General features: G+C 59.3%; 20 protein-coding genes. 10 read left to right on the top strand and 10 right to left on the bottom strand.

The features are described from left to right. The first annotated feature begins 15 nt into the window (after positions 1-15). Genes bcsA through P8S53_RS12945 form a run of 4 tightly spaced genes read left to right on the top strand, consistent with a single transcriptional unit; the run spans position 16 to position 7,254 of the window. Entirely contained in the window at positions 16-2,451 is a 2,436-nt protein-coding gene (bcsA, locus tag P8S53_RS12960) for a UDP-forming cellulose synthase catalytic subunit (protein WP_277804387.1), read from the top strand. Positions 2,452-2,471: 20 nt separating this feature from the next. Then, on the top strand, positions 2,472-4,736 hold the full coding sequence (locus P8S53_RS12955; protein ID WP_277804386.1) for a cellulose biosynthesis cyclic di-GMP-binding regulatory protein BcsB: 2,265 nt from the start codon (positions 2,472-2,474) through the stop codon (positions 4,734-4,736). Further along, positions 4,733-5,812: a glycosyl hydrolase family 8 gene (locus P8S53_RS12950; protein ID WP_277804385.1), complete on the top strand. Its 1,080-nt coding sequence runs from the start codon at positions 4,733-4,735 to the stop codon at positions 5,810-5,812. Before P8S53_RS12955 ends, P8S53_RS12950 begins: the two co-directional genes overlap by 4 nt. Further along, positions 5,809-7,254: a hypothetical protein gene (locus P8S53_RS12945; RefSeq protein ID WP_277804384.1), complete on the top strand. Its 1,446-nt coding sequence runs from the start codon at positions 5,809-5,811 to the stop codon at positions 7,252-7,254. The genes P8S53_RS12950 and P8S53_RS12945 overlap by 4 nt, the downstream gene beginning before the upstream one ends. Before the next feature lie 494 nt (positions 7,255-7,748). Here P8S53_RS12945 and phaZ read toward each other — a convergent pair whose 3' ends face one another. After that, a complete protein-coding gene (gene phaZ / locus P8S53_RS12940; RefSeq protein WP_277804383.1) occupies positions 7,749-9,026 on the bottom strand; it encodes a polyhydroxyalkanoate depolymerase in 1,278 nt (425 codons plus the stop codon). Positions 9,027-9,140: 114 nt separating this feature from the next. Here phaZ and P8S53_RS12935 point away from each other — a divergent pair, with 114 nt between their 5' ends. The 3 genes from P8S53_RS12935 to phaR all read left to right on the top strand — a co-directional run bounded on the left by P8S53_RS12935 (position 9,141) and on the right by phaR (position 12,222). Continuing rightward, complete coding sequence (locus tag P8S53_RS12935) at positions 9,141-10,943, top strand: alpha/beta hydrolase (RefSeq protein ID WP_277804382.1); 1,803 nt, start codon at positions 9,141-9,143, stop codon at positions 10,941-10,943. Positions 10,944-11,083: 140 nt separating this feature from the next. Further along, positions 11,084-11,527 (top strand): Phasin, encoded by a 444-nt coding sequence (locus P8S53_RS12930; protein WP_306417808.1) that lies wholly within the window; start codon positions 11,084-11,086, stop codon positions 11,525-11,527. Between the two features lie 140 nt (positions 11,528-11,667). Beyond that, positions 11,668-12,222, top strand: a complete 555-nt coding sequence (phaR, locus tag P8S53_RS12925) for a polyhydroxyalkanoate synthesis repressor PhaR (protein ID WP_277804380.1) — start codon at positions 11,668-11,670, stop codon at positions 12,220-12,222. On the opposite strand, the gene P8S53_RS12920 is transcribed toward phaR, so the two are convergent. From P8S53_RS12920 to rpsU, 9 genes are all read right to left on the bottom strand, one after another. After that, positions 12,223-13,518 carry an FAD-binding oxidoreductase gene (locus P8S53_RS12920; protein WP_306417931.1) on the bottom strand — a complete coding sequence of 432 codons (1,296 nt, stop codon included), beginning with the start codon at positions 13,516-13,518 and terminating at the stop codon, positions 12,223-12,225. Then, a complete protein-coding gene (locus tag P8S53_RS12915) occupies positions 13,515-14,870 on the bottom strand; it encodes a glutamine synthetase family protein (RefSeq protein WP_277804378.1) in 1,356 nt (451 codons plus the stop codon). Before P8S53_RS12915 ends, P8S53_RS12920 begins: the two co-directional genes overlap by 4 nt. Positions 14,871-14,888: 18 nt before the next feature. Next, the gene (locus tag P8S53_RS12910) at positions 14,889-15,593 is read right to left on the bottom strand and encodes a type 1 glutamine amidotransferase (protein WP_277804377.1); all 705 of its coding nucleotides are present in this window, start codon (positions 15,591-15,593) and stop codon (positions 14,889-14,891) included. Positions 15,594-15,656: 63 nt separating this feature from the next. Then, on the bottom strand, positions 15,657-16,976 hold the full coding sequence (locus P8S53_RS12905) for a glutamine synthetase family protein (RefSeq protein WP_277804376.1): 1,320 nt from the start codon (positions 16,974-16,976) through the stop codon (positions 15,657-15,659). A 16-nt stretch (positions 16,977-16,992) separates the two neighbouring features. Next, positions 16,993-17,844: an ABC transporter permease gene (locus P8S53_RS12900; protein ID WP_277804375.1), complete on the bottom strand. Its 852-nt coding sequence runs from the start codon at positions 17,842-17,844 to the stop codon at positions 16,993-16,995. Next, the gene (locus tag P8S53_RS12895; protein WP_277804374.1) at positions 17,841-18,722 is read right to left on the bottom strand and encodes an ABC transporter permease; all 882 of its coding nucleotides are present in this window, start codon (positions 18,720-18,722) and stop codon (positions 17,841-17,843) included. Before P8S53_RS12895 ends, P8S53_RS12900 begins: the two co-directional genes overlap by 4 nt. A 51-nt stretch (positions 18,723-18,773) precedes the next feature. Continuing rightward, a complete protein-coding gene (locus tag P8S53_RS12890; protein ID WP_277804373.1) occupies positions 18,774-19,511 on the bottom strand; it encodes a transporter substrate-binding domain-containing protein in 738 nt (245 codons plus the stop codon). A gap of 49 nt (positions 19,512-19,560) precedes the next feature. Continuing rightward, positions 19,561-20,334 carry an ABC transporter ATP-binding protein gene (locus P8S53_RS12885; RefSeq protein ID WP_277804372.1) on the bottom strand — a complete coding sequence of 258 codons (774 nt, stop codon included), beginning with the start codon at positions 20,332-20,334 and terminating at the stop codon, positions 19,561-19,563. A 217-nt stretch (positions 20,335-20,551) separates the two neighbouring features. Next, entirely contained in the window at positions 20,552-20,758 is a 207-nt protein-coding gene (rpsU, locus tag P8S53_RS12880) for a 30S ribosomal protein S21 (RefSeq protein WP_274350468.1), read from the bottom strand. A 123-nt stretch (positions 20,759-20,881) separates the two neighbouring features. Between rpsU and P8S53_RS12875 the strand changes: the two genes are divergently transcribed. The 3 genes from P8S53_RS12875 to P8S53_RS12865 all read left to right on the top strand — a co-directional run bounded on the left by P8S53_RS12875 (position 20,882) and on the right by P8S53_RS12865 (position 23,568). After that, on the top strand, positions 20,882-21,577 hold the full coding sequence (locus tag P8S53_RS12875; protein WP_277804371.1) for a COQ9 family protein: 696 nt from the start codon (positions 20,882-20,884) through the stop codon (positions 21,575-21,577). 59 nt (positions 21,578-21,636) lie between these two features. Beyond that, positions 21,637-22,500: a branched-chain amino acid aminotransferase gene (locus P8S53_RS12870; RefSeq protein ID WP_277804370.1), complete on the top strand. Its 864-nt coding sequence runs from the start codon at positions 21,637-21,639 to the stop codon at positions 22,498-22,500. Between the two features lie 81 nt (positions 22,501-22,581). Then, complete coding sequence (locus P8S53_RS12865; protein ID WP_277804369.1) at positions 22,582-23,568, top strand: NAD(P)H-quinone oxidoreductase; 987 nt, start codon at positions 22,582-22,584, stop codon at positions 23,566-23,568. Positions 23,569-23,692: the final 124 nt, after the last annotated feature.

Genomic DNA, 23,692 nt, shown 5'->3' with positions numbered 1-23,692 from the left:
AGGGTCTTTGGTATTATGAGTTTGTTGATAGCCAACAGGCGTCTGCGACCGGGCGAGGTGTTTCTGGCCTTGCTGTGGCTTGCGGTTGTCATTCCGCTGGCATTTCTCGCCAGCATTCCGACATCGACAACAGTGCAGGGCGCTTTGGGGCTGTTTGCCGTTTTGATTGTCGCAGCACTTAAACCCTTTACGATGAAAACCATTGTCGCGCGCTTCGCGCTTCTGGCAATCGCCAGTGCGATTGTCATGCGCTACTGGTCATGGCGGTTGACGGAAACGCTGCCTTCGGCGTCCAATCCGCTGGAATTCGGGATTGCCGTGTCGCTGTTTGTCGTCGAAACCTATGCGATCTGGGTGTTCTTCGTCAGCTCGTTTGTGACGGCTGATCCGATCAACCGCACACTGCCCCCGAAGGTGGCCGTTCAAAGCCTGCCGACCGTCGACATTCTGGTGCCAAGCTATAATGAACCCATAGACATGCTGGCGGTGACACTGTCTGCGGCCAAGAACATGCATTATCCGGCGGCCAAACGCACTGTGGTCTTGTGCGATGATGGGGGCACGGATGAACGCTGCAACCATGAAAATCCCGAAATTGCCACCAAAGCCCGCGCGCGCCGTAAGGAATTACAGGCGCTTTGTGCAGAACTGGGGATCGTCTATTCCACCCGCGCGCGCAACGAACATGCGAAAGCGGGCAATATGTCCGCCGCGCTGGAACGGCTGGACGGGGAACTGGTTGTGGTGTTCGACGCCGACCATGTGCCCAGCCGCGATTTTCTGGCGCGCACTGTCGGGTATTTTGTGGTCGATCCGAAATTGTTTCTGGTCCAGACTCCGCACTTCTTTCTGAACCCCGACCCTATTGATCGCAATATCGGGCTGCGCAGTGATTGCCCGCCCGAAAATGAGATGTTCTATCATCAGGGGCACCGTGGCCTTGACCGTTGGGGCGGGGCGTTCTTTTGCGGGTCGGCATCTGTTCTGCGCCGCGCCGCGCTGGATGATGTGGGCGGGTTTGCAGGCGAAACCATTACCGAAGATGCTGAAACCGCACTGGAAATTCACAGCCGTGGCTGGAAAAGCCTGTATGTCGATCACGCAATGATTGCGGGGCTGCAACCCGAAACCTTTGTCACGTTCATTGAACAGCGGGGGCGATGGGCTGCGGGGATGATGCAGCTTTTGATGCTGAAAAACCCCCTGCGCCGCAAGGGTATGAGCCTGACGCAGCGTCTGTGCTACCTGAATTCGATGACATTCTGGCTGTTTCCGCTGGTGCGCATGGTCTTCATTCTGGCGCCGCTGGCCTACCTGTTCTTTGGCCTTCACATCTTTGTGGCCACGATTGAAGAAGTGCTGGTCTATATGGGCGCCTATATGGCGATCAGTTTCATGGTGCAGAATGCCCTTTATGCAAGGGTGCGCTGGCCGCTGATTTCGGAACTCTATGAAACCGCGCAAGCGCCCTATTTGTCCGGCGTTGTCATCAAGACAATACTGAAGCCGCGCGGCGCGAAATTCAACGTGACTGCCAAGGATGAAGTCCTGATCGAGGATTACATCTCGCCGCTGTACAAGCCGCTTTTGTTCGTGTGGATACTTGCGCTTATGGGGGTTATGGCTGCGGGCATCCGGTGGGTCATGTTCCCCGGTGACCAGACCATTTTGTCAATTGTTGGCGGCTGGGCCATCTTCAACTTTCTGATTGTCAGCGCGTCACTGCGCGCGATTGGCGAACGTCAGCAGCGTCGCGGTGTGCCACGTGTGGACATGAAAGTGCCCGCAGTTGCCGCCATCGGGCGCAACGACACATTCAGTTTTACGGGTGCCACCGTTCTTGATTCCTCGACCAGTGGCGCACGGCTTTTGCTGCGCCCCGGCCCCGATACGGACATGGTTGAATTCGCGGCAATCGAGAAAGGCTATATCTTTTACTTCACACCAGAATTCCCAAAATCGCCGCATCTGGAAAACGCGGTCCGTGTTCAGGTCCAGAATGTGCAGCGCGACAATAGCGGCGTGATTGTGGGTGTTCACTATGATCCCGAACAGCCGATGGTGGTGCGCGAAACGATTGCACATCTGATCTTCGGGGATTCCGCAGTCTGGGAAGCTGTCCGCGAAAGCAGGAACAAGCCCAAGGGTTTGTTGGTCGGTTTCGGGTATGTGGTCTATCTGGCGTTCAGTGGTGTCTATCACACGATGCTTGCGCTTGCCGCTGAACCGGCCCGGCGCAAGCGCGCGGAAGAACGCGACCGCGCCGAAGTTGGTGTGACGCAAGCGCCCGCCCATATTCTGGCGTTTGGCGAAGCGTTTGATCCTGTCGTGATCAACCCCGACATGCCGCGCCCCTATTCGCCTGCCGCACACCGCCAGATGCACCACCAGACTGCATCAGACGTCCCTCCCTATAGCCATTCAAATCCCGATCGGGAGATTCCAAGATGATGGCGCGCAGGTATCCCACAGTGACAAGAACGCGTGTTCTGTCCGCCTTGGGCGCAACAGCATTTTGCCTGATGCTGCTGGGCGGCGGGATGGCGCAGGCGCAGTCCAGTGGCGGGGGGCTTATTCAGTTGCCCGATAATGACGGGCTGGCCGCCACGGCTGACCAGAACGGGTTGTCGCCCACACTGGACGACGCGCGGGTTGATCCGGCGCGGCGCGGGTTGGACGGGCAGGCGCAATCGCGCACGCAGGGCTGGGTTTCCCCCCTTCGGCTGGTTGATCTGCGCGTTCCGGTTGAGGGGTCCTATGCGCGTATCAGTGGCGAGCGGCAGGTGATCCGCTTTGATCTTTATGCCAGTTCGGCCTCTGCGCAGCGTCAGTTGCAACTGGTCACACAATCCAGCATCGACCTGCTGCCAGAGCGGTCATCGATGCGGGTTCATGTGAACGGGCAGGACATCGGCGTTGCGGGTCTGGGCAATTTTGACGGGTTCGAGGGGGCGCTTCTGGACATGCCCGATGGTGTTCTGGTTACAGGGCGCAATGCGGTGCAGATTGAATTCCTGCAAGGCCACCGGATTTTTTGCGGGCCAGAGGCATCATTCGGTCTATGGACAGATATTGATCTGGCCAGATCCGGTTTGCCTGTGGCCCAGTCGGATTTCGGGGTTGATGCCGACAGTTTCATGATGGCATTTGCGGCGCAAACCGCCAGCGGTGATCCTGTTGAAATACGCGGACTGGACAGGTTGGGTCCACAGGCTGCGGAATGGCGCCAACACCTGATGCGCAGTTTCAATCAGGCGCTTCTGGGCAGCCCCGTGGCCTTTCGCTTCAATGATTACTGGACGGTCGCGCAAGCAGACCGCGCGCTGGCGCGCATAACGATCCTGCCTGCATCCAGTGCGCGGGTCAGCTACAGTATCGGCGGGGACGGGGCCTATGTGATGGTGCTTGAAATCGGTCCCGACACGCGCCCGCAGAATGTGCTGAGCGCCCTTGCACAACTTGCACCGCAGCCAGCCGCCAGCCGTGCGCCCCTTATCACGCCTGAACATGATGTGCCGCTTTCGGCATTCGGGGTGCAAACCGAAAGTTTTTCACAGCGCTACGCGCGCCGCGACCACCCCTTCCGCTTGCCGGATGACTGGCTTGTTCTGACCGCAGCCAAGGCACGTCTGAATTTTGACTATATCTACGCAACCGGCCTGCCACGGGAATCGATGTTGCTGATCAGTGTGAACGGCAAGGCCATTCGCCTGTTACCGCTGCGCGATGAAGGCGGGCAGATGATTTCGCAATATCCGATCGACTTCGAGGCGCGCATTCTTCAGCCCGGCACCAACCGGCTGACATTTGAACTGATGGTGCCCGGAAACTCGCCGGACCTGCCTTGCCCCACTGTTGACCGTGCGTTTTTGCAAATCAGCGACACATCCACGCTGAATGTGCCCTACAGCCCTTCAATGGCGATACCGGATATGGACCTTGCCTTCGGGGCGTTGACGCCTGAAAGCATTCGCCAGAACGATATGACAGCGCGTGCCTATAGCGAAACCGATATCCTGACCCTGTCCGCAGCGCTTGCGCGCTCGCAGGCGGATCTGCGTCCGGCCACGCTGCATCTGATTTCGCTGGATGATCTTGGCTCGGTTCCGGCGGCGCATCACAGGGCGGATCGCCGGTTGCTGGAAGACACGGTCCTGACCGTCCCGCAGGCGGACCCGACAGACCCCGATCCGGCACTTGCATTCAATGACGACCCTTTTGAACGCCGCCGCCAACAGGACAGCGGATTCAGCATGGGGTTCGGGCGCGCCATCAGCAATGGCTGGGCCGCGATAAACGACAGTGTGAAATGGGCGACAGACCGGATTTTCCCCAGTTCCGACGAGCAGTTGAACCAATGGCTGCAACACCGGCGCGGCAAGGCGGTGTTGTTCCATCTGGACCCTGCTCGCCCGGACGAGATATGGATGCTGCGCAGCCCTGACAGCGACATGACCGAAATCGCCCATGCGATTGCCGCCGCACGCGCAAACGGGGCCGGGCCGCGCGGGCAGGTGTCGATCCTTAGCCACCAGGGCACATGGCAGAACTGGATTGCGCCTGATCGCCGTCCGGTGTTGCTGGAGCCGTGGTCGTTCACAAATTTCCGCTATGCGATGGGCAACCTTGTGTCGGCCCGCCCGATTTTCTTCACCATTATGATACTTTTCCTAGCGCTGCTCTCGGCTGTGATTGCGCTGCGTCTGGTCATTTCAACAAGAGACACCAAGACATGAAAAGAAGAACATTGATTTCAGCACTGGGCGCGGTTGCGGCCATGGGGGTCGCGCGGCGCCCCGCCATGGCCTTTGGTACCGTTGATCTTGCGGTGCAGGCGCGGCCCGTCTGGGACAGCTGGAAATCGGCGTTTCTGGGCAGCGACGGGCGTGTGATTGATGGCCTGCAACACGATGCCAGCCATTCCGAGGGGCAGGGCTATGGCATGTTGCTGGCCAGCGTGTTTGATGACGCGGCCAGTTTCCAGTCGATGTTCCAGTGGACAGAACGCAACCTGGCCATTCGCCCGGACCCGTTGCTGGCGTGGCGGTGGTTGCCGGGGCAGGGCAACCCCGTGCCCGACCGCAACAACGCATCAGACGGGGATCTGTTCTATGCATGGGCCTTGGTGCGCGCCGCGCAGCGCTTTGAAAACCGCGCCTATCTGACCCGCGCGCAGGAAATCGCACAGGCCCTTGCCGACAGTTGTATTGTCGCCATGCCGGGCACGTCAGACCAGACAGTCCTGCTGCCTGCAACCTACGGATTCGTGCATGACAGTCATGTCAGCGTAAACCCGTCCTATTACATGCCGATTGCAATGCGCGAACTGGCCGCAGCCACGGGCGTAAGCCGCCTTGCCATTTGTGCCCAGCAAGGAGAGGCATTGCTAAGCCAGATCGCCTCGGAAGGGCTGGTGCCGGATTGGGTGGATATTTCTGCAAGCGGGGTGCGCGGGTCGCAGGAATTGTCCGCGAATGCCGGATATGAAGCGTTGCGCGTGCCATTATTCATGATCTGGTCGCGTGTGCCGCAGCATGCGGCGGTTCAGCGGATGCTTGCGGTCTATGAACGCACCGTGCAGCCCGGTGTCGGTGTGCCTACCGTGATTGAACCCCTGTCGGGTGTGGTTCTCGAAACCAGTGGCGACATGGGCTATCAGGCGCTGGCAGGTCTGACGATGTGTTCAGGCAGCAGGGCGCTTGGGGCTGCGATCCCGCCCTTTACGCCCGACCAGCCTTATTACCCCGCCACCCTGCAATTATTCGCGATGATTGCCGCGAATGAAACCCTTCCCGAATGTGTGCCGATATGACCTACACCCTGTTTCAGTTTCGCCCCGCAGCCCTTGCGGCATTGATATTCATGGTGTCGGGCGCCGCGATCACGGCACAAACCGCCAGCAATGATGACCTGCGCGCATTGCGCTATTATCTGACCCAGAATGATGCGCTGGCCGCACAGGCCGAATTGCGTCGCCTGCGCGGGGCGTTTCCCGACTGGCGGCCGCCGACGGACCTGAATGAACTGCTGGCGGCCCCGCAGTCACAGGCGGGCGTGGATGAAGCGGCAATCTGGCAGCGCATCGAACGCAAGGATTTCGCAGCCGCCCGCCGCTTGATAGATGACGGGCGCAGCCGTGTTTCGGGCTGGACGCCACCACCTGACATGCTGCGGGTTCTGGAAACAAACGAGGCGCAGGCCAGTTTTGATGCTGCGGTGTCCGGTCGTGATGCTGGTCAGGCCATTGCCGTGGCGCGCCAGTCGCCGCAGATCATGACCTGCGAACGTATCAACAACGCGTGGTTGCTGGCCGATATGTATGTCCTTGCCGGACAGACACAGGCGGCGCTGACAACCTATCGCAATGCCCTTCAGTCCTGCACGGGGTTTGCCCAGATGAAACCCACGCTGCAAAAGGCCAGCGCCGTGGCGTCTGGTGCGGAACTGCGTGAATTGTTCAGTGTTGCGCGTGCGGCCAATAGCGGGGCATCGACGCAGTTGGACGTGCTGTTTGCAGAACTGACCGACGGTGCTGCCCCGCAGGTGGCAGCCGCCCAACAACCCCAACAGGCCGCCCCCGCTGCGACCCCCGCCGCCGCGCCTGCGCCGCAACCTGTGGCGCAAGCCCCTGCACCCGCGCCCGCAGTCCTTGACCAAACCGGCACCGTGTCGCGCAATTTGCCCGTGCAAGGTGATCCGCGGCTGGCGGAAGTGCGTCGCCTGAAGGAACAGGAACAATTCGCGCGCTGTCTTGCGGCGTCATCTTCGCCACGTTCGCTGGATGTGCTGTATGAACGCTCATGGTGTGCCTACAGCCATGACAGACCGACCGAGGCGCTTTTCGGCTTTCAGCAGGCCGCGCGTGTGGGGGACAGGCTGGGTCCGAATGTCGGGCGGGATGCGGTCTTCGGCATGGCATTGTCCTATTTGTCGATGAACATGACCGAACAGGGCGCGCAGGTCGCATCGCAAGTAAACCTGAACGCAACCCAACGCCGAGAGATTGAAACCATCGTGCTGGACCAGCGCGGTGTGCGTGCCTACCGTCTGGGCGATTTTCACCACGCGGTCAGCAATTTCAACGCATTGGAACAGGTGCAGGGCAGCTTGCGGCGGGATCTGGCGATTCTGCGTGCCTATGCCTATCTGAATTCGGGAAACCGGACAGTTGCGCGCGAACAATTCGAGCGGCTTCATTCCCAACTGGCAACCACCGAAACGCGGCAGGGGTTGAATGCGGCGCGCGGGCCGTGATCCTGACGCGTGAAATGGGCCGGTTCAACATCGCGATTTTGGCCTTTTGCCGCCTGTCGCGCGGGTATTAGAGCATATCACGTTCATTCGCATTCACGAGACATGCTCTAACTTATTGATTTCGCATGTTCGAGAAGCTCAAAACCGGTTCCCACTTTTGAGCAACACGCTCTAAGCCCGCGCCAACGGTGGGCCGGGGTCTGCCGATCCGACATTTTGGGAATGCACTTTATACTGGCGGCATACTCCGAACTTCAAAGGCTTGGCGCATCACTGGCGAAATCGGCAGGCCGCGGGACGGCCCACCGATGGCGCGGCGGCCTTCGGCCTTTGCTCCGCGCCTTGGGGCTTTCCCGATGACCGAAAAAAGGCCAATACCGACCGTCATCTTACATGATCATGATCCCGCTGCGGCGCCGCCAACAAGCGCGCCCCGCAACACAGCGGGGCTTGCGTGTAACTGCAACGAATTCAGCAACGCCGTGCCAGTCAGATCATCCGTTTGCAGCAACGGCCTTCAGCTTTGACTTGCCTTTGCTTGGACCGGGATGAGAGTCCATGAATTCCATGACCAATGGCCGGATATTGTTGCGCCAGGATTTGCCCGCGAAAATACCATAATGCCCCGCACCCGGTTCAAGATGGCTGGCTTTCTGGCTGTCATCCAGCCCCGTCAGCAGATCAAGCGCTGCAAGGCATTGGCCGGGCGCGCTGATGTCATCTTTTTCGCCCTCGACAACCTTGACAGCAACATTGGTTATCTTGCCGATATCAATCTTGTGCCCGTCGACGACGAATTCATTGCGCGCAATTTCACGATCCTTGAAAATCCGTTCAACCGTGGACAGGTAAAATTCCGCCGTCATATCCATGACCGCAAGATATTCATCATAGAAACGGTTATGCCTGTCACTTTCGCCGTCTTCACCGCGCGCCGCGGCCGAGATTTTTTCCGAAAATGCATTGGCGTGGCGTTCCAGATTCATCGAAATGAACCCGCCCAGCTGCAACAGCCCCGGATAGACCAGACGCCCGACACCGCTGTATTTGAACCCCACACGCTGGATCGCCAGATGTTCCAGCTGGCCCATGGTAACGCTGCGCCCGAAATCGGTCACTTCGGTCGGGGCGGCGTCCGGGTCGACCGGCCCGCCGGTCAGCGTCAGGGTGCGGGGCTGGGCGTCCGGGTCCAGTTCGGCCAGATATGCCGTCGCGGCCAAGGCAAGCGGAACCGGCTGGCAGACGGCCAGAACATGCGTATCAGGCCCCATATGGCGCATGAAATCCACCAGATACAGGGTGTAATCTTCAATGTCGAATTTGCCTTCGGACACCGGAATGTCGCGTGCATTGTGCCAGTCGGTAATCCAGATTTCGCAATCAGGCAGCAGGCTGGCCACGGTGGAGCGCAACAATGTCGCGTAATGGCCCGACATGGGGGCAACCAACAGCACGCGGCGCGGCTTGTCGGGGCGGTCATGAACCTTGAAGCGCAGCAGATCCCCGAACGGGCGCGCCACTTCAACGACTTCTTCAACAACGTGGTCGCGGCCATCTTCGCCCACAACCGACCGGATGCCCCAGTCGGGTTTGATGACCATGCGTGCAAAACTGCGTTCCGTCACGCGGCCCCAGGCCGAGAGTGCCTTGAACATGGGGTTTGGAACCATGCCCCAGATCGGGTATGATGCGAAAGCGCGCGCAGACGCGCCCATCCACTCATTTGTGTTTCGGATGGTTTCCATCATATCATAGGTTGCCATGCCCTTCATATCAGTCCCTTTCACGGTGCCCGACGTACCCCAAGCGATACGAGTATACGCATATTTACTTAACGCCCAGCCAGTTTATGCTGCACATGCGAAAGATAGGGGGGAAATCTTTCTATGACAACTTCTGAATATGATGACGACCAAAAAGCCGAACGTATGAAGGCAAATATGGCACGCATAGAGGAGTTGACCGCGCGCCTTACACACGCCCTGGCAGAGCGGGAGCCGCCACGCGGTAGCCTTCAGGCCCCTGATTCGGATATATTTGTGCAGGCGACAGCCGCATTCTGGACGGAAATGGTAAAAAACCCGTCCAAGGTTCTGGAAAAGCAGCTGGATTATTGGGGTAAATCCCTGAAACATGTGGTCGAGGTGCAGGAAGCGTTGCGCAGCGGCAAATTGCAGGCCCCTGAAGACCACACACCTGACGACCGCCGTTTTGCGAACCCGCTTTGGAAATCGCACCCCTATTTCAATTACATCAAACAGCAGTATCTGATTGCCAGCGAAGCGGTAAATGATGCGGTGTTGGCGCTGGACACAATGACCCCGCGCGAAAAGCACCGGTTGCAGTATTTCACACGACAGATCGTTGACCTGATGGCGCCGACAAATTTTCTTGCAACCAATCCTGACGCCCTGATGAAAGCGGTCGAGACTGAAGGCGAAAGCCTGATCAAGGGGCTGGAGAACCTTGTGAATGACATAGAGGCGGGCGGCGGCGAATTGCTGGTGACGCTTGCCGACAAGGAAGCCTTCAAGATAGGCGACAACCTGGCAACTTCCCCCGGCAAGGTTGTGTTTCGCAACCGCATGTTCGAGCTGATCCAGTATACGCCCAGCACGGAAAAGGTATTCCGCACGCCGGTCGTGATCTTTCCACCATGGATCAACAAATTCTACATCATGGATCTGAAGCCCCAGAACAGCCTGATCAAGTGGATTGTCGGGCAGGGCTATACGTTGTTTGTTGTCTCATGGGTGAACCCCGACGCCAGCTACGCTGATGTCGGAATGGATACCTATGTCGAGGAAGGCTATCTGGAAGCCATTCGTGTGGCCAAGGAAATCACGGGAGAGGCGCAGGTCAACGCAGTCGGCTATTGCATTGCGGGCACCACGCTTGCGCTGACGCTTGCGCTGATGAACAAACGCAAGGACAAATCCGTGCGGTCGGCCACGTTCTTCACCACCCTGACCGATTTTTCGGATCAGGGCGAGGTGGGCGTGTTTCTGGAAGATGATTTTGTCGACGGGATCGAGGCGGAATGCACCGAGAACGGCTATCTTGACAGTTTCTTCATGTCGCGCACCTTTTCCTTCCTGCGTTCAAATGACCTGATCTATGCGCCCGCGATCCGCAGCTACATGATGGGCGAGGCCCCGCCAGCGTTTGATCTGCTGTATTGGAATGGCGACGGAACCAACCTGCCGGGCAAGATGTGTGTGGAATACCTGCGCGGCCTGTGTCAGGGCGACCGGTTTTCCGGCGCGACGTTCCGCATCTGCGGCGAGGATGTCAGCATCAAGGATGTAAAGCACCCGCTATGTGCCATCGCGTGCGAGACCGACCATATCGCGGCGTGGCGGTCCAGTTTTCGCGGCATGTCGCGGATGGGCAGCAGGGACAAGACATTCATCCTGTCACAATCGGGGCATATTGCGGGGATTATCAACCCGCCCTCGAAAAAGAAATACGGGCATTACACCGGCACGGCCCCCGATGGCAGCGCTGATGACTGGCGGGCTGCTGCGGAATTCAACGAAGGGTCATGGTGGCCGCGGTGGGATGAATGGCTTTCCCGACGGTCCGGCGCCAAGGTCGATGCCCGCATTCCGGGTGATTCGTCCTATCCCGCGCTGTGCGATGCGCCGGGGCTGTATGTGACCAGTTCCAAAAGCGATGATATATCATAAGGTTATGTCTGTTTTTAAGAAAAATGCTGCGGTGCAGCAAAAATAACTTGAAATGCCGCACCGCAGCATGCATATTGTCTTCAGAAGCAGTGAACGGATGATCCTGAAACTGCAAGCCAGTTAAAACCTAGGAGAATACCATGACCAAGACCGTTGATTACACCAAGATGATGAAAGACATGATGGGTTCGTTCCCGATGGACACATCCGCAATGCAGGACGCATTCAAATCGCAAGCTGCCCTGGCCGAAAAAATGAGCAAGGTTGCGCTGGAAGCTGCTGAAAAGTCGACCGAAGTTTCGACCAAGTGGACCAAAACAACGCTGGCCAAAGTCGGCGACGTTTCCACCGTCAAGGAAGACCCCGCAGATTACACCAAAGCCATGACCGATTTCGCATCGGCACAGGCTGAAATGACTGCCGAGCATGTTGCCGCTTTCGCTGAAATCGCGAAAAAAGTTCAGATGGACACAGTTGAACTGCTGATGGCCGCTGGCAAAGACATGCAGGAAGAAACCGCTGCTGCCGTCAAAAAAGCGACCGACACAGCAACCAAAGCTGCAAAGACCGCTGGCGCGAAATAAGCGTCTGGCAGGAATGCGAAGTGCATCGATGTCCTCCCCGTCTGATGCCTTCAATAAGGGCGAGCGTCATGCTCGCCCTTTTCTTTTGCAATTTGCTCGCCTAATGTTGCTGCAGTGCAAAACCCCAGGGAGGGACGCTCGTGGCCCAAGACGACAAACCGCTACTGATCAAGCGTTACGCCAGCCGCCGGTTATACAACACCGAAACCAGTGATTATGTGACCCTTGAAGATATTGCAGGTTTCATCCGTGCAGGGCGTGAAGTGCAGATTGTCGATCTGAAATCAGGGGACGACCTGACACGCCAGTATTTCCTTCAGATCATTGCAGAACACGAAAGCCGTGGCGAGAATGTGTTGCCGCTGGACGTGCTGACCGATCTGGTGCGCAGCTACACGACACAGGCGCAAAGCGTCGTGCCGCAGTTTCTGGCCATGTCGTTTGAAATGCTGCGCGACGGACAATCGCATATTGTCGAGAATATGACCCGCGCCAACCCGATGGCGGCAATGCCCGGCTTTGAAGAAATGCAACGCCAGCAACAAGCCTTCATGAAAACGATGATGACAGGCTGGCCACCGGTTGCGGGCGCAACGGAAACCGAAGATGACGATAAATCCGCATCCGAGGAACTGTCGGATATAAAGCGGCAACTGGCAGAACTGCAAAGCAAGCTGTCGGATATGGACAAGTAGTCACCAGCCCAGACGGTCGCGCAGGGCATACCATGTCATGGCCAGTGCCAGCAGCGGGCTGCGCAGGGCCGGACCGCCGGGAAACCGGGGCAGGTTCAGCGCGGCCATCAGATCGAAACGTTCCGATTGCCCCGCAACGGTGTCGGCCATGATGCGGCCTGCCAGTGTCGCCATGCCGACACCTGCGCCCGAATAGCCTGACGCTGACAGGATGTTCGGGGCCAACCGCGCGAAATGCGGCATGCGGTTGACCGTGATGGCCAGCGTGCCCCCCCAAGCATATGCGATATCGGTGTCCTTTAGCTGCGGAAAGACCTCCAGCATGGGTTTGCGCACGGTTTTCAGGATGTCGGGAAAGCGGTAGCCGTAGCTTTCGCCGCCGCCGAACAGCAGCCGCCTGTCGCGTGACATACGGAAGTAGTTGATCACGAACTTGCTGTCGGCCACGGCGACATCGCGTGTCAGAACCATGCCTTGGGGCAGGGGGGCGGTGGCGACAATGAAGTTGTTGATCGGCATGACCCGTGCTGCAACCTGCGGGGCCAGCCCGCCAAGATACCCGTTCGCCGCCAGCAAAACATGTCCCGCATCAATATGGCCGCTGGCCGTCCTGACGCGGACATGCGCACCTTGCTGAATATCCGTCACCAAGCTGTTTTCATAAATCTGTGCGCCCGCAGCCTGTGCGGCGCGGGCAAGCCCCAGCGCATAGGCCAGCGGGTGAACATGGCCCGCACCCATGTCGATGACGCCGCCCTGATACGCGTCCGTGCGGATAATGTCGCTGATCCGGGCGCGGTCCAGGGGGTGCACCTGATCATAGCCATACTCGCGCGCCAGCTTTTCGGCATAGGCATGCGAATGGCCCACATCGCGCGCCTTCCAGTCGGCATGAATGACACCGGGGCGAAAGCCGGTCGCCATGTCATGGGTGGCAATCAGGTGTTTGACCAGTTCTTTCGCATCTTCGCCGATCTGCCACAGTTTGCGGGCGTCATCGCGGCCGAACATGCGTTCAATCTGATCCTGCTCGACGCGCTGGCCGGAACTGACCTGCCCGCCATTGCGCCCCGATGCACCGAACCCCACACGATGGGCGTCCAGCACGACCACGCTGTAGCCCCGCTGCGCCAGATGCAAGGCCGCCGACAGGCCGGTATAGCCTGCGCCGACAATGCAGACATCCGCGCGCGCCGCACCGTGCAACGCGGGCAGGGGCGGCGGCAGTTCGGTTGATGCCGCGTAATAGCTGGGCGGATATTCCCCCGCGCGATCATTGGCAAATAACAGGTTCATACGTTCAGCAGCAGGTGTTCGCGTTCCCATGGGCTGATGACTTGCAGGAATTCGTTATATTCGTCACGTTTGACCGCGCTGTAGATCCGGCAGAATTCCGGCCCAAGGATGGAATGCAGTTTTTCCGCCTGACCGAACATGTCCAGCGCGGCCCCCAGCGTCATGGGCAGTTCATTGGCATCCATATAGGCATTCGTGGTGCATTGTTCGCGTGGCATCTGCTTTTCCTTCAGGCCCAGATACCCACAGACGAGAGAGGCCGCGATACCCAGATAAGGGTTGCAATCCATGCCTGCCAGCCGGTTTTCCACCCGCCGCGATGCAGGTGACGAAATGGGAATGCGCAGGCCGGTGGTGCGGTTGTCATAGCCCCATTCCAGATTGATGGGCGCTGCAAAATCAGGAACATACCGGCGATAGCTGTTCACATAGGGCGCAATCAGCGCCACGGCAGATGGAAGGTGCCGCTGCAATCCGCCGATGAAATGCATGAACATTTCGGTGCTGTCCCCGGTTTCGGTGGAAAACAGGTTCTGCCCTGTCGCAATATCGATCACCGAATGGTGCAGGTGCATCGCACTGCCCGGCTCGCCTTCGATGGGTTTGGCCATGAAGGTGGCGAACATGTCGTGGCGCAATGCCGCCTCGCGGATCATGCGTTTGAAAAAGAACACCTGATCTGCCAGCATGATCGGGTCGCCATGGGCCAGATTGATTTCAACCTGTCCCGCACCGCCTTCTTGCAAGATGCCGTCAATTTCCAGCCCCATGGCTTCGGCGAAATCATAGATATCGTCGATCACTTTGCCGTATTCGTCCACCGCCGACATGGAATAGGCCTGCCGCGCCGCCGCGCGCCGCCCCGTGCGGCCCATGGGCGGAATGATCGGCATGTTGGGGTCGGTGTTGCGCGCGACGAAGAAAAATTCCAGTTCCGGCGCGATAACAGGCTGCCAGCCTTCGGCGCGATACAGCTCCAGCACATGTTTCAGCACATTGCGCGGCGCGGTGGGGATGGGGGTGCCGTTGGCATCTTCTGCGTCATGGATGATCTGCAATGTCCAGTCCGCAGTCCATGGTGCCGCGGTCGCGGTCGAAAAATCGGGGCGCATGATCATGTCGGGTTCCAGATCCGCGCCATCACGGAATTCTGCCCAACCGCCTGTGATGGTCTGCAAGAAGATTGATGTGGGCAGATAGTATTTCGTGTCCCCGTCGAATTTGAATGCGGGCATGGCCTTGCCGCGCGCCACACCGGCCATATCGGCAATGATGCATTCAATTTCATCCAGCCTGCGCCCGCTAAGATAGTCGCGCGCGGATTGGGGGATGTGCTCTCTCCATTCGGCCATAGGGCCTCCTACAGGGGTTCAGGCGCGGTTTGCGCTGCTGTGGTTTTTGCGGTGATTGTGAAAAAGTGCCACAATACGTTCGGCAATGATATGGGAATCGCGCGGCCCGCCCTGTGCGGATGCGGCCTGTTGCAGCAATGGTTCAGGCACCACGCCGCGACCGCGCGTGTCGATAAGTCCTTGAATGAAAGCGTCCGAAAATTCCGGGTGTGCCTGCACCGAATAGCCCTGAGTGCCATAGGCCAGCGCCGCATAGCGGCAAAATGCATTACTGGCTATGGTGCGTGCCGTGGCGGGCGGGGCCAGAACCTGATCCTGATGCCATGCATTCAGTGTCAGCGTGTCCCCGTCAAAATCGTAGTCCTGCGCGCCAACGGCCCAGCCCCCTTCATATTTCCCGACCTGCCCGCCAAGCGCCTGCGCCATCACTTGATGACCAAAGCAAATACCCGCGACAGGCAGGCCCGCCGCGAACGCATCGCGGATGAATTGCTCCAGCGGCGGGATGAAGGCGTGGTCTTCATAGACACCGTGGCGCGATCCGGTGATCAGCCAGCCGTCAGCGTCATGCACCGATGCGGGAAAGTCCATTCCTTCGACATGCCATGTCTGAAAGGTGAAACCGCCCTTGGACAGCAGCTTCTCGAACATGGCGGGGTAATCCCCCTGTTCGCTGCGCAATACTTCCGGGGACTGGCCCGTTTGCAGAATACCGATTTTCATTGTCGCGGACTTTCGGAATTTGATCAAACTTAGCAGTGTTGTGCGGGGCGGGCAAGGATGGGGTCAGACTGTTTCCAGATACAGATCCAGCACTTGCTGCGGTTCCAGCCCCTGCAACGCGGCCATTTCCTGACGCTTGGTGCGGATCATGTTGTCAATCAGCATCGGGTCAAAAATGCGCCGCATATGCGCTGAATGCCCGAACGCCGCCAGCGCGTCTGTCCATGTCGCGGGAATTTGCGGCAAGTCCTGCGCATAGGCATCGCCGGTGATTGGGGCAGGGGGGGCAAGCCCGTCTTCCAGCCCCAGCGCCATGCCCCCCAGAACCGCCGCCATCAGCAGATAGGGGTTTACATCGCCGCCCGCAACACGGTGTTCCAGACGGCGCGCGCGGGGCGCACCCAGTGGCACACGCACCGATGCGGTGCGGTTTTCATAGCCCCATGCAATCGCGGTGGGCGCATGCGCACCGGGCACAAGGCGGGCATAGCTGTTGGCATGCGGCGCGAAGATCAGCGCGGCATCGGCCATGCTGGACAACGTGCCTGCAATGGCGTGCTGTAGTGCTTCGCTGCCTTCCGGCCCGCCATTGTCGAATATATTTGCGCCGTCACTGTCCAGAAGCGACGCGTGCATATGCAGCCCGCTGCCGGACGCGCCCGCATAAGGTTTGGCCATGAAGCTGGCGGCCATGCCGTGCTGACGGGCAAGCCTGCGCACCAGCAGTTTGAAAAGCCATGTGTCATCGGCCATCTTCATGGGGTCGGACCCGTGGTTCAGGTTAATCTCGAACTGGCCCGGTCCTGCCTCGGATGTGGCGGTATCGGCATCGATGCCCATCGCATCGCAGCCGTCATAAAGCGCATCAAAAAAGGCGTTGAATTCGTCCAGCATGCGTAGCGACAGCGTGGCCGCACCCGTCGCGCGCCGCCCCGAAATCGGGCTGGCAGGTGGCTGGTATTCCGGCCCGCTGTCATCGATCAGATAGAATTCCAGTTCCGTGGCTGTGACAGCCGTAAGCCCGCGCGCATGCAGCCGTGCCACAACCTGTGCCAGTGCATGGCGGGCATCGCCCGCAAAAGGGCGGCCATCATCATAATACATGCTCATGGGCAGCAGCGCCGCATCCGGTCCGATCCATGGCATGGGCACCAACCCGCGTTCGGTCGGGCGTAGAAAGCCGTCGGCATCGCCTGTCTGGAACACCAGCGGGCTGTCCGCAATATCATTGCCCCATATGTCAAGGTTCAGCGCAGAAAGCGGCATTTTCGCCTCTCCGCGCATCAGTTTGTCATATTGGATGGCGGGCACCCGTTTGGCGCGGGCCTGGCCGTTCAGGTCGGGAATGGCAATACGAATATTCTGCAAATTTTGTGCGTCCATCACTTAGCGTCATCATCTAGCGGATGTATTGAGGGCGAAACCGCAGGCGTTGGCGGCGTTCGCGCGGAAGATGCCGGTTCAAACGCAGATTTGCCAGCGCAAAAATGCCGATAATGGCCAGTGTCAGCGCCACGAAATAGGCCGCGACAATCGGATAGGCCACAAAGGGGTTAAAAGTCTGGTCCACGAAATAGCGCGCGTAATAGAATGCCTCGCCCGATTGCTGGCGCGCGGGGAATGCCGACAGAAAGACCAGCGTGGTGGAATGCGTCAGAAAGATCGCCTCATTCGTGTAGCTGGGCCATGCCAGCCGCAGCATGGATGGAAAGACAACGCGCCGGAATTTGGTAAACCCCGACAGGCCATAAGCGTCCGCCGCTTCCAGATCGCCCTTTGGGATGGACCGCAACGCGCCGTAGAACAATTCCGCCGAATAGGCAGTTGTGTTCAGCACCAGAACCACCAGCCCGCCCACCTGCGCCGTGGTCAGCGCGCTGGTATTGACTGTCAGGGTCGTAAAGCCCAGCGGAATTTCCAGCCCCGTCCGCGGCAGCAGGATGAACAGCGCATAGAAAAAGAAAAACTGGATGAACAATGGCGATCCGCGAAAGATAAACACAAAGGCGGATGCGGGACGGTTGATCCAGCGGTTCTGGCTGAATTTGGCCAGTGCCACGCCCGTGGCCAGACCGAACCCGATCCCGATGGCGATGGCCGCAAAATAGATGTTCCAGATCAACCCGCTGCCGATCAGGAAAATCTGGTCGCATAGCGTAATATCAAGGCCGCGCGGCAACAGGTTTTCGCCATATTGCCGCCCCAGCGCGCGCAACCCGTAGCCTTGCAGGCTTTCCAGACATGTCCTCATGATCCGGCCTTTCGCTGGCGTTCACCCGCAGCGGTGGCCTGTCCGCGCGACAACTTGTCATTCAGCCGCGCGAATGCGCGTTCGCTGGCCCATGTCAGTGTTAGGTAGAAACACAGCAGAACAAGGAAATACCACACCCGCCAGTCAGGATGCGGGTAGGTGAACAGCGATGTTTTCTGCCCGCCCAACTCGCGCGCCCAATAGACAATGTCCTGAATGCCCAGCAGGAACAAAAGCGGCGTGGCCTTGGTCAGGATCTGCCAGATATTCGACAGGCCCGGCAGCGCGTAAACCCACATCTGCGGCAAGATGATGCGCCGGAATGCCTGCCGCTGCGTCATGCCATAGGCCTCGGCGGTCTCAACCTGCGCCTGCGGGACTGCGCGCATGGCCCCGTAAAGTGTGTTGGCCACAAAGGCGCCGAACACCAGCGCGAAGGCGATAACGGCCATGAAAAACCCATAGACATCATACACCCAGCGCGGCGAATTTACCGGCGGCATCTTGGCGTCACGGCATACGATGAAATCATTGCCCTGCCGGATGGGCTGGTCCCAGTCGGGGCAGTTGATCTGGTGCAGAACCCATTCAATCCCTTGCCCCAGCGCGATGGGCACGAACAGGAAAAACACAATATCGGGCACACCGCGCACGATATTGACATAGCCTTTGCCCAACCAGTTCAGCGGCGGTATGCGCGAACGCAACGCCAAAGCGCCTGCCATCCCCATGGCAAGCGCTGCTGGCGCGGTGATGGCCAGCAAAAGCAACACCACCCCGAAGGCGTGATAAAAATTAAGATGGGTTGCGCTTGTCAGATAACAGGCAAACCACTGCCATTGCGGCAGGCTGGACGGGTCGGTGCAAAAACTGAACATGCGTGCGCACGGGGCTACAGGCGGGGCATACTGGCCCCGCCTGATGCAGGGTCAGTCAAATTTCGGGTGTTCGTCGCCAAACCACTTGGCGATCATTTCGTTCAGCGTGCCGTCTTCCTTCATGCTGGCAATCGCGGCATCAAATGTTTCGCGCAGGCTGTCATCGCTTTGGCGCACGCCAATGCCGATCCCGCCGCCCAGCAGGACATCATCGCCCAAAAAGACCAGCTCGCCGCCGGAATCGCCCACATAGGGGGCAAGAAACGCCTTGTCGGCCAGCACGGCATCGGCTTCGCCATTGCGCAGGGCGGAAATGGTTTCATCCGGTGTGGGGAATTCCAGCAGGTCTGCGTCGCCTTCGGCGACATGGCCTGCCTGAATGGTGTTGGACTGCACCGCGATCACGCCGCCGTCGCGCACGGCGGCGTCTGTGCCTGCCAGCCCGATATAGGCCGAAGGTTCGGGCAGCAGATAGTTCTGCGTGAACGAAATCACTTCCATGCGGGCGTCGGTGATGCTCATACCGGCCATGATGGTGTCATAGTTGCCCGATACCAGATTGGGGATAATCGTGTCCCAGTCATTGATGACCCATTCGCAGTTCAATCCCGCACGCAGGCAAAGTTCATCGCCAAGCTCGCGCTCATAGCCGTCAAGCTCGCCCGTGGCGTCATTGATGAAGTTATAGGGGGGGTAGGCCCCTTCGGACCCCATGCGCACCACGTCCTGCGCCATGGCGCCCGATGTTGCCAAGGCGAGTGCTGCCAGAGTCAGGCTTGTCGTTTTCATTATGTCGTCTCCCCGTTTTGTTGGTGAATCGTCGTTGGTTATGGTTGTCTCAGGCCGCTTGCGCGTGGCTGAGGAATTGTTTCAGTCGCGCAGATTGCGGCGTCTTGAATAGCGACTCTGGCGGGCCTTGTTCTTCGATCCGGCCATCATGCAGGAATACGACATGATCGGACACATCTGCCGCCAGACGCATATCATGGGTGACAATCAGCATGGTGCGCCCTTCGTGCGCCAGCGCCTTGATCACGCGCACGACTTCCTGTTCCAGTTCGGGGTCCAGTGCGGATGTGGGTTCATCAAACAGCAGCGCCGCCGGTTCCATGCACAGCGCGCGCGCAATCGCGGCGCGCTGTTGCTGCCCGCCCGACATTTGCGCCGGAAACACATCGGCCTTGTCGCCAATGCCCACCTTGTCCAGAAGCGCACGCGCGCGGGCCTCAACCTGTGCGCGGTCTTGCTTCAGCACATGCAGCGGCGCTTCCATGACATTTTGCAGCACGGTCATATGCGCCCACAGATTGAAGCTTTGGAACACCATCGACAGGTTCGTGCGAATGCGCGTCACCTGCGCGCGGTCTGCGGGCTGGCGGCTGTGTCCCGCCCCGCGCCAGCGCACGGGTTCGCCCTGAAACAGGATTTCGCCCTGCTGGCTGTCTTCCAGCAGGTTGCAGCACCGCAAAAGCGTGGACTTGCCCGACCCCGATGACCCGATCAGCGACACCACATCGCCCTTTTGTGCGTTGATGCTGACACCCTTCAGCACATCCAGCGTGCCATAGGATTTGTGCAGATCGCGAATTTCTATCACTGGCGTTGCTGGCATGGTCCCTGTCACGGATTTGCTGTGACGCGATACTAACACGCAAAACCCCGATAAACGCAAGCCTGCGTGACAGGATAGATGAATTGCCCCTGCGTCAGCATCAAAGATGCCTTGGGAATGGACAAAGCAGCGCGGGCCAGAAAAAAACCCCCGCAGGACGGGCCTGTGGGGGTTCGTATTTCAGGCACGGGTTACCCCGCGCCATGGTTCTGCCGTATTACAGCATACCTTCGCGTTGCGCCTTCTTGCGCGCAAGTTTGCGCGCACGGCGGATCGCTTCAGCTTTCTCACGGGCTTTCTTCTCGGAGGGTTTCTCGAAATGCTCTTTAAGCTTCATTTCACGAAACACACCTTCACGCTGAAGTTTTTTCTTCAGTGCACGAAGCGCCTGATCGACATTGTTATCACGAACCGATACCTGCATGTGGTTTTCACCACCTTTCCAAGTTAGTGTTGCATTAGTGCAGGAAGCGCTCGCATAGCAAAAACGATGTGCTATGTCTAGTCACAAGAACCATAGCAACCCACACACGGGAGGTGCCGCAACATGGCCGAACAATCCGACATCTTGCTGGATGCAGCGTTGAACCATGTGCCCTTCGATGGCTGGAGCGACGAAAGCCTGCGCGCCGCGGCCCGCGATGTGGGGCTGGATGGCGCGCATGCGAAAGCGCTGTTTCCGCGTGGGGGCGTGGATATGGCGCTGGCCTATCACCGGCGCGGCGATGCGCAGATGCTGGCACGGCTGGCAGAGACCGATTTGCAGGAACTGCGCTTTCGCGACCGTATCGCAACAGCGGTGCGCTACCGGATAGAGGCGTGCGAGGATCGCGAACTGGTCCGGCGCGGCACCACGCTGTTTGCGCTGCCCCCCTATGCTGCCGACGGCGCGCGTGCCATCTGGGGCACGGTCGATATGATCTGGACCGCCCTTGGCGACACATCGCGCGATGTGAACTGGTATACCAAACGCGCCACATTGTCGGGGGTGTATTCCGCCACAGTGCTGTTCTGGCTGGGCGATGACAGCGCGGGTGCACAGGCGACATGGTCGTTTCTGGACCGCCGCATTGATGATGTGATGCAGTTTGAACGGGTCAAGGCGGCGGCGAACCGCAACCCGCTGTTGCGCACGGTTCTTGCAGGCCCGCGTGCCGTGTTGTCATGCATCAAGGCCCCGTCGCCCGATCTGCGCAATGACCTGCCCGGGCATTTGCGCCCGACCCCGCCCGGACAGGGTTGACGCCCGCGCATTTGCGCCGCAGGTTGCGCCGGTTACGGGATGATGCGGAGAGTTGATCTATGGCTGTCGGAAAACAGATTGTCACATGGTATGAAGGCCAGTGGCACAAGGGCAATGCCCCCATCATAGGGGCCGCCGATCATGCCGCATGGCTGGGATCGCAAGTGTTTGACGGGGCGCGCCAGTTTGACGGCGCCCGCCCCGATCTGGACCTGCATTCCGCCCGCATCATCCGGTCAGCGCAGGCCATTGCGATGGTGCCGCCGGTGGATGCGGATACCGTTCAGGGGCTGCTGGAAGAAGGGTGCAAACACTTTGCGCCGGATGCAGCGCTGTATCTGCGCCCGATGATGTGGTCGCGCGAGTCCGCGCCCGGAATTATTGACGCTGTGCCCGAAAGCACGGGATTTGCGATATGTATCGAAGCGCTGGACATGCCTGATCCGGGCAGCTTTTCGCTGACAGTGTCGCCCTTCTGCCGCCCGCGCCCCGACATGGCCCTGACCGAGGCCAAGGCCGGATCGCTTTATGCCAATAATGCGCGCATCATGGCAGACGCGCGCGCGCGCGGATTTTCAAACGCATTGTCGCTGGATGTGGACGGGCATGTGGCCGAAACCGCATCGACGAATGTGTTTATGGTGCGCGACGGCACGGTGTTCACGCCCGTGCCCAATGGCATGTTTCTGAACGGAATTACCCGCCAGCGCGTAATCACCCTGTTGCGCGCGGACGGGGTAGAGGTGGTGGAAACCAGCCTGACGCTGGACGATTTTGATGCGGCAGAAGAAATTTTCGTCACCGGCAATATTGCCAAGGTGATGCCGGTGTCGCGCTACCTTAATCGCGACATGGGCGCGCCACGCATGGGGTTGCGCGCAAGGCAGCTTTATTGGGATTATGCCCTGAGCGGCGTGGCTTGACGCTGGCGGGGTTTGGGGGCGCTGCCCCCTTGCCCCCCGGAGTATTTGACGCAAGATGAAGCGGGTAGAAACAGGATGACCATGTCACATATGATGCGCGCGATCGAAATATCGGCCCCCGGCGGGCCGGATGTGCTGCGCGAAGTTGTCTGTCCGGTGCCGGTGCCGGGCGCGGGGCAGGTGGTGATCCGGCTGGCCTATGCGGGCGTCAACCGCCCCGATGCCTTGCAGCGCGCAGGCGCCTATGACCCGCCCGCAGGCGCGTCCCCCTTGCCCGGTCTGGAAGGGGCGGGGCATGTTGTGGCCGTGGGGCCGGGTGTCACGCGGTGGCAAACGGGGGACGCGGTTTGCGCGCTGTTTCCCGGCGGGGCCTATGCGGAATACGCCGTGACGGATGCGGGGCAGGTGTTGCCTGTCCCGGATGGCATGACATTGCAAGCCGCCGCCTGCCTGCCCGAGACATTTTTTACCGTGTGGTCCAATGTGTTCATGCGCGGGCGCTTGCAGGCGGGCGAGCGGTTTTTGGTGCATGGCGGGTCTTCCGGTATTGGCACCACGGCCATACAGCTGGCCCATGCGTTTGGCGCACGCGTGTTTGCGACTGCGGGCAGTGATGACAAATGCGCGGCCTGTATCCGCCTTGGGGCGGAACGCGCGATCAACTACCGCGCAGAAGATTTCGTGCCGGTGTTACAAGCCGAAGGCGGCGCAAACCTGATCCTGGATATGGTGGGCGGCGATTATATTCCGCGCAACCTGAAAGCCCTGGCCGATGACGGGCGGCTGATGCAGATCGCGTTTTTGCAAGGCCCGAAAATTGCCGTGAATTTTGCACCCCTGATGATGCGCCGCCTGACGGTGACCGGATCGACCCTGCGCCCGCAATCCGACGCGGCCAAGGCCGCGATTGCGGCGGATCTGGAAGCAAAAGTCTGGCCCCGCCTGTCTGCGGGCAGCCTTGCACCTGTTATCGACAGTGAATTCGCGCTTGCCGATGCGGGTGCGGCTCATGCGCGTATGGAAAGCTCTGCTCATATCGGCAAGATCGTTCTGAAGGTAGAGGGGTGACGCGGTGCGAATATGGGCGCGCGCGCCGGATTTCGGCAGGGTTTGATCAATACTTTCCCCAGGCGCCGAAATGGGCTTGCCAAGGCCTGCCCTTTTCTTGTGGAATGATCAGGCAACACTGGGC

It is taken from the genome of Roseinatronobacter sp. S2 (assembly GCF_029581395.1).
Lineage (GTDB): Bacteria > Pseudomonadota > Alphaproteobacteria > Rhodobacterales > Rhodobacteraceae > Roseinatronobacter.
The sequence above is the reverse complement of the archived record's forward strand: the minus strand, read 5'-3'. Positions and strand labels throughout refer to the sequence as shown.